At 73.2% G+C, this 13,950-nt stretch carries 14 protein-coding genes; 6 read left to right on the top strand and 8 right to left on the bottom strand.

All coding sequences use genetic code 11. The features are described 5' to 3' along the window. The first annotated feature begins 49 nt into the window (after positions 1-49). Complete coding sequence (locus tag JT362_RS26160; RefSeq protein WP_260194399.1) at positions 50-808, top strand: SDR family NAD(P)-dependent oxidoreductase; 759 nt, start codon at positions 50-52, stop codon at positions 806-808. A gap of 9 nt (positions 809-817) precedes the next feature. On the opposite strand, the gene JT362_RS26155 is transcribed toward JT362_RS26160, so the two are convergent. Continuing rightward, positions 818-2,452 (bottom strand): TM0106 family RecB-like putative nuclease, encoded by a 1,635-nt coding sequence (locus JT362_RS26155; protein ID WP_260194468.1) that lies wholly within the window; start codon positions 2,450-2,452, stop codon positions 818-820. 91 nt (positions 2,453-2,543) lie between these two features. Here JT362_RS26155 and JT362_RS26150 point away from each other — a divergent pair, with 91 nt between their 5' ends. Beyond that, positions 2,544-3,020 (top strand): DUF6474 family protein, encoded by a 477-nt coding sequence (locus tag JT362_RS26150; protein ID WP_260194398.1) that lies wholly within the window; start codon positions 2,544-2,546, stop codon positions 3,018-3,020. Between the two features lie 4 nt (positions 3,021-3,024). Here the strand turns inward: JT362_RS26150 and JT362_RS26145 are convergent, their stop codons facing one another. The 5 genes from JT362_RS26145 to JT362_RS26125 form a co-directional block, all read right to left on the bottom strand. Beyond that, the gene (locus JT362_RS26145) at positions 3,025-5,691 is read right to left on the bottom strand and encodes an FAD-binding and (Fe-S)-binding domain-containing protein (RefSeq protein WP_260194467.1); all 2,667 of its coding nucleotides are present in this window, start codon (positions 5,689-5,691) and stop codon (positions 3,025-3,027) included. 127 nt (positions 5,692-5,818) lie between these two features. Beyond that, on the bottom strand, positions 5,819-6,802 hold the full coding sequence (locus JT362_RS26140) for a glycine betaine ABC transporter substrate-binding protein (RefSeq protein ID WP_260194397.1): 984 nt from the start codon (positions 6,800-6,802) through the stop codon (positions 5,819-5,821). Next, complete coding sequence (locus JT362_RS26135) at positions 6,799-7,581, bottom strand: ABC transporter permease (protein ID WP_260194396.1); 783 nt, start codon at positions 7,579-7,581, stop codon at positions 6,799-6,801. Before JT362_RS26135 ends, JT362_RS26140 begins: the two co-directional genes overlap by 4 nt. Next, positions 7,578-8,708, bottom strand: coding sequence for an ATP-binding cassette domain-containing protein (locus JT362_RS26130; protein WP_260194395.1), 1,131 nt, complete (start codon positions 8,706-8,708; stop codon positions 7,578-7,580). The genes JT362_RS26135 and JT362_RS26130 overlap by 4 nt, the downstream gene beginning before the upstream one ends. Continuing rightward, a complete protein-coding gene (locus JT362_RS26125) occupies positions 8,701-9,348 on the bottom strand; it encodes an ABC transporter permease (RefSeq protein ID WP_260194394.1) in 648 nt (215 codons plus the stop codon). Before JT362_RS26125 ends, JT362_RS26130 begins: the two co-directional genes overlap by 8 nt. Positions 9,349-9,468: 120 nt before the next feature. Here JT362_RS26125 and JT362_RS26120 point away from each other — a divergent pair, with 120 nt between their 5' ends. From JT362_RS26120 to JT362_RS26105, 4 genes are all read left to right on the top strand, one after another. Further along, entirely contained in the window at positions 9,469-10,008 is a 540-nt protein-coding gene (locus tag JT362_RS26120) for a hypothetical protein (protein ID WP_260194393.1), read from the top strand. Between the two features lie 78 nt (positions 10,009-10,086). Further along, positions 10,087-10,830: a YcnI family copper-binding membrane protein gene (locus tag JT362_RS26115; RefSeq protein WP_260194392.1), complete on the top strand. Its 744-nt coding sequence runs from the start codon at positions 10,087-10,089 to the stop codon at positions 10,828-10,830. Further along, positions 10,827-11,384, top strand: a complete 558-nt coding sequence (locus JT362_RS26110) for a copper resistance CopC family protein (RefSeq protein ID WP_260194391.1) — start codon at positions 10,827-10,829, stop codon at positions 11,382-11,384. Before JT362_RS26115 ends, JT362_RS26110 begins: the two co-directional genes overlap by 4 nt. 4 nt (positions 11,385-11,388) lie before the next feature. Beyond that, the gene (locus JT362_RS26105; protein ID WP_260194390.1) at positions 11,389-12,402 is read left to right on the top strand and encodes a CopD family protein; all 1,014 of its coding nucleotides are present in this window, start codon (positions 11,389-11,391) and stop codon (positions 12,400-12,402) included. Between the two features lie 170 nt (positions 12,403-12,572). Here the strand turns inward: JT362_RS26105 and JT362_RS26100 are convergent, their stop codons facing one another. Together JT362_RS26100 and JT362_RS26095 are read right to left on the bottom strand one after the other, a co-directional pair. After that, positions 12,573-12,857 (bottom strand): hypothetical protein, encoded by a 285-nt coding sequence (locus JT362_RS26100; protein ID WP_260194389.1) that lies wholly within the window; start codon positions 12,855-12,857, stop codon positions 12,573-12,575. Positions 12,858-13,008: 151 nt separating this feature from the next. Further along, the gene (locus tag JT362_RS26095; RefSeq protein WP_260194388.1) at positions 13,009-13,947 is read right to left on the bottom strand and encodes an aminoglycoside phosphotransferase family protein; all 939 of its coding nucleotides are present in this window, start codon (positions 13,945-13,947) and stop codon (positions 13,009-13,011) included. Positions 13,948-13,950 lie beyond the last annotated feature (3 nt).

The raw sequence follows: 13,950 nt of genomic DNA, 5'->3' as shown, positions 1-13,950 counted from the left end.
CGCCCGGTTAACCTTCCGGCCGGGGATCAGCCGAGAGAAGGGACAGGGCATGCGGATCAGCCAGACCGCGGCGATCGTGACCGGCGGGGCGTCCGGCCTGGGCGGAGCGACCGCGCAAGCGCTTGCGGCCGACGGGGCCAGGGTGTTCGCGCTCGACCTGGCGGGGGCGATCGAGGCCGCGCCCCCGGTCGACGGCGTCACCTACCTGGAGGCGGACGTCACCGACGCGGACCAGGTCGCGACCGCGGTGGCGACGGCGTCCGGGTCGGGAGTGCCGCTGCGGGTGGTGGTGAACTGCGCGGGTATCGGACCGTCGGCGCGGATCGTGTCCAGGAAGGGGACGCACGACCTCGCCCTGTACCGCAAGGTCGTCGAGGTCAACCTGGTCGGCACGTTCACGGTGCTGACCCTGGCGGCGGAGGCGATCGGCCGCACCGAGCCGGACGGCGACGGGCAGCGCGGCGTGGTGATCAACACGGCGTCGATCGCGGCGTTCGACGGGCAGATCGGGCAGGCGGCGTACGCGTCGTCCAAGGGCGGCGTGGTCGGGCTGACCCTGCCGGCCGCCCGCGACCTGGCGTCGCTGGGCATCCGGGTGATGACGATCGCGCCGGGCATCGTGGACACCCCGATGCTGGCGACGGTCGGCGAGGAGGTCCGAGAGGCCCTGGCCGCCGGGGTGCCGTTCCCGAAGCGGCTCGGGACGCCGGCGGAGTACGCGGCACTCGCCCGGTCGATCATTGCGCACGACTACCTGAACGGCGAGGTCATCCGGATGGATGGGGCACTGCGGATGGCACCCCGTTAGACATCGCCGCTAGAGGTCACCGACGTACGGGATCTCGCGGACGGCGGGCGAGGACATCCAGTTCCGCAGGGTGAAGGTGGCCCGCACGTCGTCCTCGTTGTACTCCAGCAGGCGGCGGCGCTGCTCCGGCTCCGGGGCGGCGCCGTCCATGCCGACCGCGTCGCGGTACCAGCGCATCGAGTTCTCGCCGCTGGCCTCCGGGTCGCGCCAGCGGAAGCCGGCGACCGGGGCGATGGTCTTGAGGCCCTTGCCGCGGGAGCACAGGAAGTGGTCGCGGACGCTGCCGAACAGGTCGAACCAGGAGTCCGAGGTGATGAACGCCTGCACCTGCTCGGTGGTCGGGATGCCCGGCTTGCCGGCGAAGCGCTTCGCCGACGCCAGCAGCCAGCGGTTCTCCGCCAGCTCGTTGTAGCAGTAGGCGCGGAAGCTCAGCCCGCGCGCGGCGGCCCGCAGCCGGACCAGCGTCAGCCACTGCCAGAAGCCGGCGAACGAGCGGGCCTCGTCGTCGGTGGGCAACGGCTCCCAGGTCGCGAACGCGCGGTAGCCGTGCTCCTCGCCGACGTCCGCGCCGGAGAGCCACACGCCCCACAGGTAGGAGCCCGCGTCGCCGAAGCTCTCCATGTCCACGTCGACCTCGACGTCCGCGCGCGGCACGGTGACCTCGGGGACCCGGCGCACCACGGTCAGGTCGGCGAGCCACGCCTTGGCCAGGCCGACCGCGTCGGTGAGCGGCATCCCGGTGGGCGGCAGCGACTCGTCGTGCGGGTCGAGCACGGCCAGGTCGTCGACCGTGCGCACGCCGGCGCCGCGCAGGGTGGCGGCCTCCTCGCCGCGGACCACCAGGCTCACGTCCCGGGTGCGCTCCAGGTCGGCCTCGCACACCGGCCACCACGGGCAGCTGCGGCACTCGACGATCCGGGACGGCTGGGCCAGCGCCTCGCCCCCGGCCTCGGCGGTGGTGGCGATGGCGAGCCGGTCGGCGAACCGGGCGTCGTACTCGGCGAGCGCGCCCCGGCCGCCCGGCCAGGTCGGCGCGGTCAGGTCGTGCCAGACGACCACGTCGCCGTCGAGACCGACGACGCCGCCGAGCGCGGAGCCGTCGGCGTGGCCGCACGCCTCCAGCAGCCGGTAGGTGTGCGCGAGCCGCAGCTGGTCGCGGGGCTGCGGGCGGACCTTGCGGGTCTGGTCGGTGCCGCGGGCGGACGGGACCGGGGTGGCGAGCGGGGAGGTCTGCGCGCCCTGGCCGGGATCGCTGACCTTGTGCCGGACCACGAGCACCGGGACGTAGCCGGTGCCGGTGGCGACCAGCAGGTCGATCTGCCCGCGCCGGTTGCCGGCGTGGTCACGCGGGAGCTGGGCGGCCCAGATGAACCGGGCGCCGGCGGCCATCGCGTCGAGCGTGGCGGCCTCGCGGTCGACGGAGCGCGCGTCGGGGCCGCGCTCGATCTCGGTCCAGCCGGCCTCGGCGCCGCCGAGGCGGGCGGCGATGTCGTCGGCGACGGCGCGCCGGTGGGCGGCGGCGTCGGCCTTGCGCTGCTCGGCGGTGGGGTCGGGGGGCGCGGTGGGCACGCCGGCCATCGCCGCGTCGTGCTCGAGGTGCACCCGACGGCGGCAGCGGTTCACGACGCCCGCGTCGAGCAGCACTGTCACGGTGTGCAGTCTAGGCGCTCACTCTGACAGAACTTGGCAGGTAGCCGCCGTGCTCACGGGCGCCGGGCGCAGTAGGTTTTCCCGCATGGCACTCAGGAAGCGCAAGGTGACCGAGCCCACGCCCGGCGACCCGCGGTTCACGCCGAAGCGGGCGAAGAACGCGCTCGGGGTGTTCAAGGTCGTCGGGCCGGCGGTGATCCCGGTGGTCGCGCCGCTGGCGGTGCGGGCGTTCGGCGAGGCCAGGGAGCGGCTGGACCGGATGAAGGCCCGCCGGCTGGGGGTGCCGGTGGAGGAGATCGCCCGGTTCTCCGGCAAGGGCGGGGCGCTGCACGCGCGGATCACCGGGGTCGCCAGGGCGATCGCCGAGCTGCGTGACCGGCCGGCGGCGACGGCCGACGACAAGGACTTCGCGGCCCGGTCCGAGACGACGCTGGAGCAGCTGGCCGCGGTGGTGCGCGCGGCCGAGCGGATGCCGCCCGCCCGCCGCAAGGCCGCGCACCGGGCGACGAGCACCGAGCTGGACGAGCTGGAGCAGCGGCTGCTGTCCCGACTCGGGCTGTAGCTGGTCAGAGGCCGGCGGCGAGCGCCTCGGCCAGGTGCACGGCCCGGCGGTCGCTGTTCTGCGCGACCTGGACGCGGCAGCTGAACCCGTCGGCGAGTACGAGCGTGTCCGGCGACGCCGCGCGGACCGCGGGCAACAGGGCGCGTTCGGCCAGTGCCTGGGAGACCTCGTAGTGGTCGGGTTCGAAGCCGAAGTTGCCGGCGAGGCCGCAGCAGCCGGCGGGGAGCCGGTCGACGGTGATGCCGGCGTCGGCCAGCAGGCGGGTCTCGGCGGTGAAGCCGAGGGTGGCGTGCTGGTGGCAGTGCACCTGGGTGACCGCGGTCCGGTCGATCCTCGGCGGTGTCCACTGTGGAGCGTGGGTGGCGAGGAAGCCGGCGAGGGTGTGACTGGTGTCGGCGAGCCGGCGCGCGCGGTCGTCGGCGGTGAGGTCCGGGACGTCGCCGCGCAGGGCGGACAGGCAGCTGGGTTCGAGCGCCACCACCGGCAGTCCGGCCGCGATCGCCGGTTCCAGGACACGCAGGGTCCGACGCATCACGCGGCGGGCGACCGACAGCTGCCCGGTGGACACCCAGGTGAGACCGCAGCACACGGATCCCTTGGGCAGCAACGGTTCGAAGCCCGCGGCGCGGAGCACCCGGACCGCGGCGACGCCGACCTCGGGGGTGAAGAAGTTCGTGAACGTGTCCGGCCACAGCACGACCGGCCGGCCCCGCGTCCGCGTGGATCGCCGCAGCCATCGGGTGAACGGCTCCGGTGCGAGCGCCGGTAGGTCGCGGCGCGGGGCGATGCCGCCGATCTTCTTGAGCGCACGGGACATCCGGGGTGACGCCAGTGCGGCGTTGGCGGCGCGGGGCGTGCGGGAGCCGAGGCGCAGCCACAGCGGGAGCCAGCCCATCGAGTAGTGCGACGCCGGCCTGCGCCGGCCCCGGTAGTGGTGGTGCAGGAACTCCGCCTTGTACGTCGCCATGTCCACATTGACCGGACAGTCGCTCGCGCATCCCTTGCAGGACAGGCACAGGTCCAGCGCGTCCCGTACCTCCTCGGAGCGCCAGCCGTCGGTGACCACCTCGCCGGCGAGCATCTCGTACAGCAGCCGCGCGCGGCCGCGGGTCGAGTGCTTCTCCTCGCCGGTGACCTGGAAGCTCGGGCACATCACCGAGCCGGAGTGGTTGCGGCACTTGGCGACCCCGACACAGCGCCGGGCCGCCTGGGCGAAGTCGCCGTCGTCGTGCGGGTAGCTGAACGCCGTCGTCAGCGGCAGTGGCTTGAGCGCGGCGAACCGCAGGTTCTCGTCGATCCGGTACGGGCGCACGACCATGCCCGGGTTCATCATCCCGGCCGGATCCCAGAACGCCCGGAACCGCTCGAACAGCGCCAGCGCCGCCGGGGAGTACATGCGGGGCAACAGTTCCGCCCGCACCTGGCCGTCGCCGTGCTCGCCGGACAGCGAGCCGCCGTGCCGGGCGACCAGGTCGGCGCCCTCCTCGATGAACCGCCGGTACGCCGCCACCCCGTCCTGGCTCACCAGGTCCCAGTCGATCCGGATGTGGATGCAGCCCTCGCCGAAGTGGCCGTAGGTCAGCCCGCGCAACCCGTGCCGGTCCAGCAGCGCGCGCAGCTCCCGCAGGTACGCGCCGAGGCGTTCCGGCGGCACCGCGGTGTCCTCCCAGCCGGGCCACGCCTCCGACCCGTCGGCCATCCGCGTCGAGATGCCGGAGCCCTCCTCGCGCAGCCGCCACAGCGTCCGCTGCGCACCCGGGTCCGCCAGCACCTGGTGCGGCACCCCGAGTTCCGCCGCGATCGCGGTCGCCGCGGCGCCGTCGGACAGCTCCACGAACAGCCACGCCCCGCCGGCCGGCAGCTCCGGCGGTGGCTCCGGGTTGCGGGACGCCCACAGCGCGACGATCCGCTCGTCCAGGCTCTCCACGGTCAGCGGGTCGTGCGGCAGGATCGACGGCACCGCGTCGGCCGCGGCGACGTCGTCGGCGAAGCCGAGCACCAACAGCACCCGCGCGGCCGGCACCGGCACCAGCCGCACGGTCGCGCCGAGGACCACCACGCAGGTGCCCTCGGTGCCGACCAGCGCCTTGGCCACGTTCCGCCCGTTCTCCGGCAGCAGCGCGTGCAGCGGGTAGCCGGACACCTGCCGGCCGAGCCGCCCGAACTCGGTGCGCAGCACGGCCAGGTTCTCGTCGGCGAGCGCGCGCAGCTCCGGGACGTCGGTGCCGGCGCCGACGGTGAGCCGGCGGCCGTCGTGGGTCAGCACGTCCAGCTCCACGACGTTGTCCAGCGTCGTGCCCCAGGCCACCGAGTGCGCGCCGCACGAGTTGTTGCCGATCATGCCGCCGAGCGTGCAGCGGCTGTGCGTCGACGGGTCCGGGCCGAACGTCAGGCCGTGCTCGCCGGCGGCCGCGCGCAGGTCGTCGAGGACCACGCCGGGGCCGACCCTGGCGGTGCGGGCGCCCGGGTCGATCGCGTGGATCCGGTTCAGCCGCGACAGGTCCAGCACGAGCCCGCCGCCGGTGGCGTTGCCGGCGAGGCTCGTGCCGCCGCCGCGCGGCACCAGCGGCACGCCGAACTCGCGCGCCGCCGCCACCGCCGCCACCGCGTCGTCCTCGCCGTCCGGCAGCACGACCGCGCACGGCACCTGCCGGTAGTTCGACGCGTCCATCGTGTAGAGCGCCCTGGTGCCGGCGTCGAAGCCGACGTGCCCGGAAACGGTCTCGGTCAGCCGGGCGCGCAGTCCGTCGAGATCCACCCGCCCCACCCTGCCGGACCGGCGAGCGACCCGCTCGGTGTCAGTCCTTCGGAACGGTGACGAAGCCTTCCTCGACCAGCCAGTCTCGGGCGACCACCGCCGGGTCCATGCCCTCGCCGTCGATCTTGACCGAGAGCTCCAGGATCAGCTGGTTGTTCAGCTTCGCCGACACCGGCTCCAGCACGTCGGCGATCTCCGGGTGCGCCTCGAGGAACTCGTCGCGAACCGTCACCGCGGCGTTGTACTGCGGGAACGACTTCTTGTCGTCCTCCAGCACGGCCAGGTCCAGGGTCAGCACCCGGCCGTCGGTGGTGAACACCTCGCCGAAGTTGCACACGTTGCCGCTGGCCAGCGCCGCGTAGATGGCGCCGATGCCGAAGGTCTTGATCCGGTTGTTCGGCACGTCGAAGCCGTACTTCTGCTCCGCGCCGACCAGGCCGTCCTGCCGGCTGATGAACTCCGACTCCATGCAGTACGTGCCGAGCCGGGGCTGCTTGCGCACCAGCGCCACCATGTCCGACATGGTCTTCAACCCGTGCTTGTCGGCGAACTCGCGGGTGGTGGCCAGCGCGTACTTGTCGTTCACCGGCGAGTAGTCCAGCCAGGCGATGCCGAACTGCTCCAGGTCGGCCTTCTTCACCGCCTCGTACTGGTCCTGCTCGTCGGGGATCGGCGTGGTCTGCTGCTGGAACTGGATCCAGGCGGTGCCGGTGTACTCCCAGTACAGGTCGATGTCGCCGACCTCGAGGGCCTGCCGGACCACCGGCGAGCCCTGGATGTTGGTCATGTCCTCGACGTCCGCGCCGGCGGCGGTCAGCGCCACCTCGGCGATGTAGGAGAGCAGGATCTGCTCGGTGAAGTTCTTCGACCCCACCCTGATCTTGACGCCCTCCAGCTCGGGCACCGGCTCGATCGATCCCGGCGCCACCTCGAACGGCAGGTCGTAGCCGGCGCCGAGCCCGCAGCCGGACGTCCCGGCCACCAGCGCGCCGACGGCCGCGAGCGCGGCCAAACGCCGTTTCATCGCAGCCCCTTCGGTCCGAGGTACCGCTCGGCCAGCGCGCCGAGCCAGTCGACGATCAGCGCCAGGCCGACCGCGAGAGTGGCGCCGGTGAGCAGCACCGGCGTGCGCGCGATCTTGTAGCCGGTGTCGATGATGAACCCGAGCCCGCCGCCGTTGACGAACAGCGCGAGCGTCGCGGTGCCGACCGCGAGCACCAGCGAGGTGCGCAGGCCGGCCAGGATCAGCGGCACCGCGAGCGGCAGCTCCACCCGGCGCAGCACGGTGAACGACGACATGCCGATGCCCCGGCCGGCGTCGACCAGGGCCGGGTCGACCTGCTGGATGCCGACCATGGTGTTGCGCAGCACCGGGAGCAGGGACACGAACGTCAGCGGGATGGCCGCCGCCCACAGCCCCTCCTGCTGGGTCAGCAGGAACCACAGGACGATCACGCCGATCGCCGGCGCCGCCTGCCCGATGGTGGCGATGCCGACGAAGATCGGCGCGATCCGTCTGGCCCACCGGCGGGTCAGCACCACGCCGAGCGGGATCGCCACCACGACCACCAGCACGGTCACGGCGGCGGTGATCAGCACGTGCTCCCAGGTGGTGCGCAACAGTGTCGTCGCGTTCAGCGTCACCACCTCGAGCGCGTCCAGCTCGGTGCTGAACGCCCAGATCAGCACGCCGCCGACGAGCACGACAGCGGCGGCGGGCTGCAGGAACAGCCGCACCAGCTCGGCCCGCCGGGAGCCGGACTCGACGTTGAGCACCGCCCCCGTGTCGGTGTCGGTGCTCATGACGCGTGCTCCTCACGCAGCTCGCGGATCCTGGTCACCACCGTGTCCAGCTGCACGGTGCCGACGTACTCGCCGCGGTTTCCGGTGACCACCGCGTCGCCGCCCTCGGTGAGCATCGCCTCCAGCGCGTCCTGCAGCGTGGACTGGACGCTCACCTGGTCGCCGACCGGGCGTCCGATCCCCGCCATCGAGGAGCCGGTGAGCTGGCGGAAGTGCACCCAGCGCAGCGGCCGCCGCCGCTTGTCCAGGATCAGCGCGTACCGCCTGCCCTCGGCCTCGATCCGCTGCCGCACGGTCGCCGGCGACTCGTCCTCGGTGGCGGTGACCGCCTGGGCCATCTCGATGTCCCGCACCCGCATCAGGGTCAGCTGCTTGAGCGAGGCGCCGGCGCCGACGAATCCGGCGACCGTGTCGTCCGCCGGGTTGGCCAGGATCGCCTCTGGCGTGTCGTACTGCAGGATCGTCGAGCGGTCGCCGAGCACCGCGATCCGGTCGCCGAGCTTGACCGCCTCGTCGAAGTCGTGGGTGACGAACACGATCGTCTTGTGCAGCTCGGCCTGCAGCCGCATCAGCTCGTCCTGCAGGTTGCCCCGGGTGATCGGGTCGACCGCGCCGAACGGCTCGTCCATCAGCAGCACCGGCGGGTCGGCGGCCAGCGCCCTGGCCACGCCGACGCGCTGCTGCTGGCCGCCGGAGAGCTGGCGCGGGTAGCGGCCGGCGAACTCGCCGGGGTCCAGACCGACCAGCGAGAGCATCTCGTCGACCCGCTCGGCGATCTTCGCCTTCGACCAGCCGAGCAGGCCGGGCACCACACCGACGTTCTGCGCCACGGTCTGGTGCGGGAACAGGCCGGCCTGCTGGATCGCGTAGCCGATCCGGCGGCGCAGCTCGTCCGGGTTGAGCGACAGCGTGTCCTCGCCGCCGATCGTGATGCGTCCGCTGGTCGGCTCGATCAGCCGGTTGATCATGCGCATCGTGGTCGTCTTGCCGCAGCCGGACGGTCCGACGAAGATCGTGATCTCGCCGGGGTTGATGCTCATGGTGAACCCGTCCACGGCGGGTTCCCGCTGGCCGGGGTACCGCTTGGTGACCTCGTCGAGTTCGATGGCGACGGACGGTTCAGCCACGGATCCCCCTTGAGGTCGTGAGGCGCGCGATGATCAGGTATAGGCCGTCGACGACCAGGGCCAGCACGATCACGCCGATGGTGCCGGCGAGGGCCTGGTTGGTCGCGTTGGCGGCGCCGGCCCGGTTCAGGCCGGAGAAGATCTCGGTGCCGAGGCCCGGCCCCTTGGCGTAGGCGGCGATCGCGGCGATGCCCATCAGCATCTGGGTGCTGACCCGCATGCCGGCCAGGATCGCCGGCCAGGCGAGCCGCAGCTCCACTCTGGTGAGCACGGCGACCCGGTTCATCCCGATGCCTCTCGCCGCGTCGGTGACCGCCGCGTCCACGCCGCCGAGGCCGACGATCGTGTTCCGCACGATCGGCAGCAGGGCGTAGAGCACGAGCACGGTGACCGTCGGCGCGACCCCGAGACCGAGCACCGGGATCAGCAGGCCGAGCAGCGCGAACGACGGGATCGTGAGGACCGTGCTGGCGAGCGCGGTGGCCACGATCGAGCCGAGCGGGCTGCGGTACACCGCGACCCCGATCAGGATTCCGATGACGGCGGCGATCAGCGTGCACTGGATGACGACGCTGGCGTGCTGGTAGGCCTCGATGGCGAGGCGGGACCAGCGATCGCCGACGAACTCCCAGAGCGTCACCCCAGGTCACCTCCCGTCCGCACTGCTGTTGTTGCCGGCACACCGTGTCGTATGTCGACCTTGCTGGCAAGCCTGGACGCACTGGTGTTGCGCTATCGAGTCCCCTTACGCTTGGTGGTCATGGGCCGCCCGACGAGCACATCCGGCACGCACGACGTGCCGGGATGGCTGCTCGGCGCGTGTGTCGCAGCCCTCACCGTCACCGCGCACGGCAGCGCGGGCGGTACCGTCGCCGACTCGTCGCTGACCGCGCTGCTGGCCACCCTGCTCGCCTGGGGCGGCGCGTCGCTGGCCCGGCGCGGCGGGCTGGTCACGCTGGTCGGGGTGCTCGCCGCCACCCAGGCGGCCCAGCACGTGCTGCTCACCGAGATCGCGCACGTGCACGCCCCGGCGGAGTCGGTGAACGGCTGGCTGATGCTCGGCACGCACGCGGCGGCCACCGTGCTCTCCGCGGTGCTGCTGGTCCGCGCGGGCGGCGCGATCGCCCGGATCGCGGCGGCGGTGCGCTGGCTGGCCGGCCGGCTCCAGGCGCTCTGCCCGGCGCCGCCCGCCGGCCCGGCCCGGCCGATTCCGGCCAGGGTCACCTCCCGGCCGGGCGTCCTGCTCGAGGTCACACTGCGCCGGGCCATCCCGCGCCGCGGCCCCCCGGTCCACTCCTGAACCCCGTCACCCCCACGCGCCGTACCGCTTGTCGAGAGGTACGGCGTTCTCCCCCGACATCAGGAGTGTCAACCAACCATGTCCAACCGATTCGCGCGCGCCGGCGCGCTGGTCGTCGCCACCGGCACGGCCCTTCTGCTCAGCAGCGGCGTCGCGTCGGCGCACGTGACCGCCAAGATCATCGGCGAGGCGGCCGAGCAGGGCGCGTACAGCAAGATCACCTTCCGGGTACCGAACGAGCGCGACGACAGCGGCACCGTCAAGCTCGAGATCAAGCTCCCGGCCGACGCGCCGATGAGCTCGGTGCGGCCCAAGCCGATGCCGGGCTGGACCGCCCAGGTCACCATGGCCACGCTCGACGAGCCGATCGAGTCGCACGGCGCGGAGATCACCGAGGCGGCCAGCTCGGTGACCTGGACGGCGAACCAGGGCACCCGGATCGCGCCAGGTGAGTTCGGCGAGTTCGAGCTGGCCGTCGGCCCGCTGCCCGAGGTCGAGGAGCTGGTCATCCCGGCGATCCAGACCTACGAGAGCAACGAGGTCGTGGCCTGGGACCAGGTGCCGGGTGACGACGGCGAGGAGCCGGAGAGCCCGGCGCCGGTGATCGAGCTGGCCCCGGCGTCCGAGGACGACGCGCACGGCGGGGCCGCGCCGGCGGCGAACGAGACCGACGGCGAGGAGTCCGACGACACCGCCGCCGCCGAGGATGCCTCCGACAGCACCGCCCGCTGGCTCGGCGGCGCCGGCCTGGTGGTCGGCGCGCTCGGCCTCGGCTTCGGTGCGGGCGCCATGATGCGGGCCCGCCGGGCCGGCCAGCAGTGAGGCGGCTCGTCGCGCGGGTCGCCGGAACGTTCGTGGTGGCGAGCCTGGCCGTGGTCGGGCTCGCCACCCCGGCGCTCGCGCACAACCAGCTGATCGGCAGCAACCCGGAGAACGAGGCCACCGTCGAGCAGAGCCCGTCGACCGTCGAGCTGACGTTCGACCAGCCGGTGCAGAAGGGCGAGGGGCTCAACTCGGTCGCCGTGACCGGTCCGGACGGCTCGACCTGGGCGACCGGGCCGGCCGAGGTGTCGAGCAACGTGGTCACCGCGACGGTCGACGAGCTCGGCCCGACCGGCGAGTACACGATCGGCTACCGGATCCTGTCCGCGGACGGGCACCCGGTGTCCGGCGAGGTGAAGTTCACCCTGGGCACGGCCGGCAACGGGACCCCGGCGCCGGCCGAGGACGAGACCGACGACCAGGCGTCCGACTCGGCCGAGAGCGGTGGCGACGACGGCGGCCTGCCGGTCTGGGTGTGGATCCTCGGCGCGGTCGTGGTGCTCGGCGCCGGCATGACCGTGGCGCTGCGGATGGGCGGCAAGCCATCCCGGTGAACCGATGAGCCGGTCCCGGACCGCCGCGTCCCCCCGGCTCCACCTGGTCGCCGTGCTGGTGGGGGCCGCGCTGGTCGGCACGCTCGCCGGCCTCGCGGTCACCGCCGCCGAGCCGGTGCCCGGTCTGGTGGAGCCGGACGCGGCGGTCCGGTACGGGCTCCCGGTCGTGCGCGGGCTGCTCGACGTGGCCGCGGTGGTCACCGTGGGGCTGAGCCTGCTGCCGATCCTGGTCGGGTACGACCGGCCGGCCAGGGCGGAACCGGTGCTCGCCGGCAGCCGGCGGTTCGCGGCGGTGTCGGCGCTGGTCTGGGCGGTGTCCGCGCTGGTGGCGTTGGTGCTGCAGACCGCGGAGGTGCGGCCGGGCGCCGGGGTGTCGGTCGACGCCGTAGTGGCCTACGTCGGCCAGGTCGCCGCCGGGAAGGCGCTGTTGTTCGTGGCCGGCCTGGCGCTGGTGTCGTTCGGGCTCGCCCTGGCGGCGGTGCGGCTCGGCGAGCGGGTACCGGCGGAGCTGCGCACGGCGGTCGCGTTGTTCGCGCTGCTCCCGCTGCCGGTGACCGGGCACGCGACGAACTTCCGCTGGCAGGACTTCACGATGGTGTCGCTGGAGCTGCACGTGCTCGGCGCGGCCGCGTGGACCGGCGGGCTCGCCGCGGTCCTGGTCCTGCTGGCGTCGAACCGGGCGCTGCTGGCCACCGCGCTGCCGAGGTTCTCCATGCTCGCCACGGTGTGCCTGGTCGTGGTCGCGGTGACCGGGGTGTTCAACGGCGTGGTGGAGCTGACCGCGACCCGCGGCCTGTTCGACGTGCTGTTCAGCACCGGCTACGGCGTCCTCGTGCTGTCGAAGCTGACCTGTCTCGCGGTGCTGGCCGCGCTCGGCGCGAACATCCGCTGGCGGCTGCTGCCCGCGATCGTCGGGCAACGGCGGACGGCGTTGGTCGGCTGGGCGACCGCGGAGCTGGCGGTGATGGGGCTCGCGATCGGGTTCGCGGTCGTCCTGTCCCGCGCGCCGGTGACGTGAACCCGGCCTGATCCTGTACGCACGAGACGGCCGCGAGGTTGCGTGAGATCGCCGGTTCGGTCGGTCCGAAGCGTTGAGCGGGCGGCCGATACCGTTCACCGCGCGCACGACGGGTGTGACTCAGGTCACACGGGGTTCGAGGACGCCCGGAACGGCGCAACGACGAATGGTCAGTCTCGTTCGGTGAACTGCGCCGAGGAGAGGCTCGAGCGACGGCGGATGACCGCGATCCGGGACACCGCGTGCGACCCCCGCTCCTCGAGCTCGCGCCGGGAGATCCAGCCGGCGGCGTGGTGCCGGTAGGCCTGGGACAGCAGCACCAGCTCGGCGAGGAAGTCCGCCGCCCGGTGCCGGCTGTCCTCCGGGAGGCGCGCGACCAGCGGCAACTGCTCGGCGACGACCTGGTCGAGCATCCGCGCGGAGGCGAGCGCACGACGGGCACGCCGTCGCGGCATGGTCACAATCCTGCGCCTAGCCACCGGTATGGAACACCTCGTTCGGGGAGCGGAAAGGGGCTAGCTTTCACAGAGCGTAGCTTGCTTCCCGCGAAGGCTGACGTCCCCCCATCACCCGAACGATCAAGTTTGCCCAGTTCACCCGATCGGGTTACGTGTAGCGGGCCCACCGGGACGTGGTGACTCCCCGCTGTACGTCGGCCAGCCGCCGCAGCAGTTCCGGCCGCACCTCGGGCCGGCTGGACAGGATCGGCAGCACGCTCGTGATGAGCTTCAGCTCCCGGACCTCGCGCAGCACCCGGAAGGCGGGCGACCTGGTCACGTCGACCCCGTAGGTGCGCACGAACTCCCGGTACCGGCCGGCCGGCTCGCCGAACCGGGTCACCCCGACCGCGAGCGGCGTCAGGTCCCACTCCAGCGGCCCGACGCAGGCCGAGTCGAAGTCGCAGAGCACCGCCCCGGTCGAGGACGGGATCAGGTTGCCCAGGTGCGCGTCGCCGTGCAGCAGCACCGGCGGCTGGTCGAACCGCACCGCCTCCAGGCGCTCGGCGACCTGGTCGCATCGATTCAGTAGGAAGGTGAGCGCGGCCGCTTCCAGCCCGTCGGCCTCCCCGATCCGCCGGCGTACGTCGTCCAGCGGGTGCCACGCCGCCAGCCGGAACGGCGGCTCCGGCAGCTCGTGCAGCCGCCGCAGGAGCTTGCCAAGGTCACGCCCGCGCGGCCGGCGCCCGCCGGCCGGCACCGACTCCCAGACCGTGGCCACGTACCGCCCGGCCCGCACCGGCTGGGTGATCCTCGGCGCCAGCCGGACCGCCGGCACGTCGTGCTCGGCGAGCCAGGTGGCCACCCGGACCACCTTGTCCACCCGGTGCGCCAGCGCGTTCGAGGCCACGATCCGCACCACGACGGGCGCGGTGGCCAGCATGAACACGGCGTTGTTCGTGCAGCGCACCAGGCGCGCACCGGCCGGGTCGAGCCCCGCGGCCGCGCAGATGGCGGTGAGGGCCTCGGCGAGGCTCGCCTGGGAGAACTGACCGCCGCGACCCGGGGCCAGGTCCGAGGTGGACGCCGGAGTGGACGCAGCGGTCATCGG

It is taken from the genome of Actinophytocola gossypii, assembly GCF_025165815.1.
GTDB classification, from domain to species: domain Bacteria; phylum Actinomycetota; class Actinomycetes; order Mycobacteriales; family Pseudonocardiaceae; genus Actinophytocola; species Actinophytocola gossypii.
This window is presented reverse-complemented; position numbering and strand designations above follow the sequence as displayed.

What these genes read in the sequence shown, in the direction of transcription:
- JT362_RS26120 (WP_260194393.1), top strand. Translation starts at nt 9,469, where the DNA reads ATGGGCCGCCCGACGAGCACATCCGGCACGCACGACGTGCCGGGATGG.
- JT362_RS26150 (WP_260194398.1), top strand. Translation starts at nt 2,544, where the DNA reads ATGGCACTCAGGAAGCGCAAGGTGACCGAGCCCACGCCCGGCGACCCG.
- JT362_RS26115 (WP_260194392.1), top strand. Translation starts at nt 10,087, where the DNA reads ATGTCCAACCGATTCGCGCGCGCCGGCGCGCTGGTCGTCGCCACCGGC.
- JT362_RS26135 (WP_260194396.1), bottom strand. Translation starts at nt 7,581, where the DNA reads ATGAGCACCGACACCGACACGGGGGCGGTGCTCAACGTCGAGTCCGGC.
- JT362_RS26145 (WP_260194467.1), bottom strand. Translation starts at nt 5,691, where the DNA reads ATGGACGCGTCGAACTACCGGCAGGTGCCGTGCGCGGTCGTGCTGCCG.
- JT362_RS26160 (WP_260194399.1), top strand. Translation starts at nt 50, where the DNA reads ATGCGGATCAGCCAGACCGCGGCGATCGTGACCGGCGGGGCGTCCGGC.
- JT362_RS26100 (WP_260194389.1), bottom strand. Translation starts at nt 12,857, where the DNA reads ATGCCGCGACGGCGTGCCCGTCGTGCGCTCGCCTCCGCGCGGATGCTC.
- JT362_RS26140 (WP_260194397.1), bottom strand. Translation starts at nt 6,802, where the DNA reads ATGAAACGGCGTTTGGCCGCGCTCGCGGCCGTCGGCGCGCTGGTGGCC.
- JT362_RS26095 (WP_260194388.1), bottom strand. Translation starts at nt 13,947, where the DNA reads ATGACCGCTGCGTCCACTCCGGCGTCCACCTCGGACCTGGCCCCGGGT.
- JT362_RS26105 (WP_260194390.1), top strand. Translation starts at nt 11,389, where the DNA reads ATGAGCCGGTCCCGGACCGCCGCGTCCCCCCGGCTCCACCTGGTCGCC.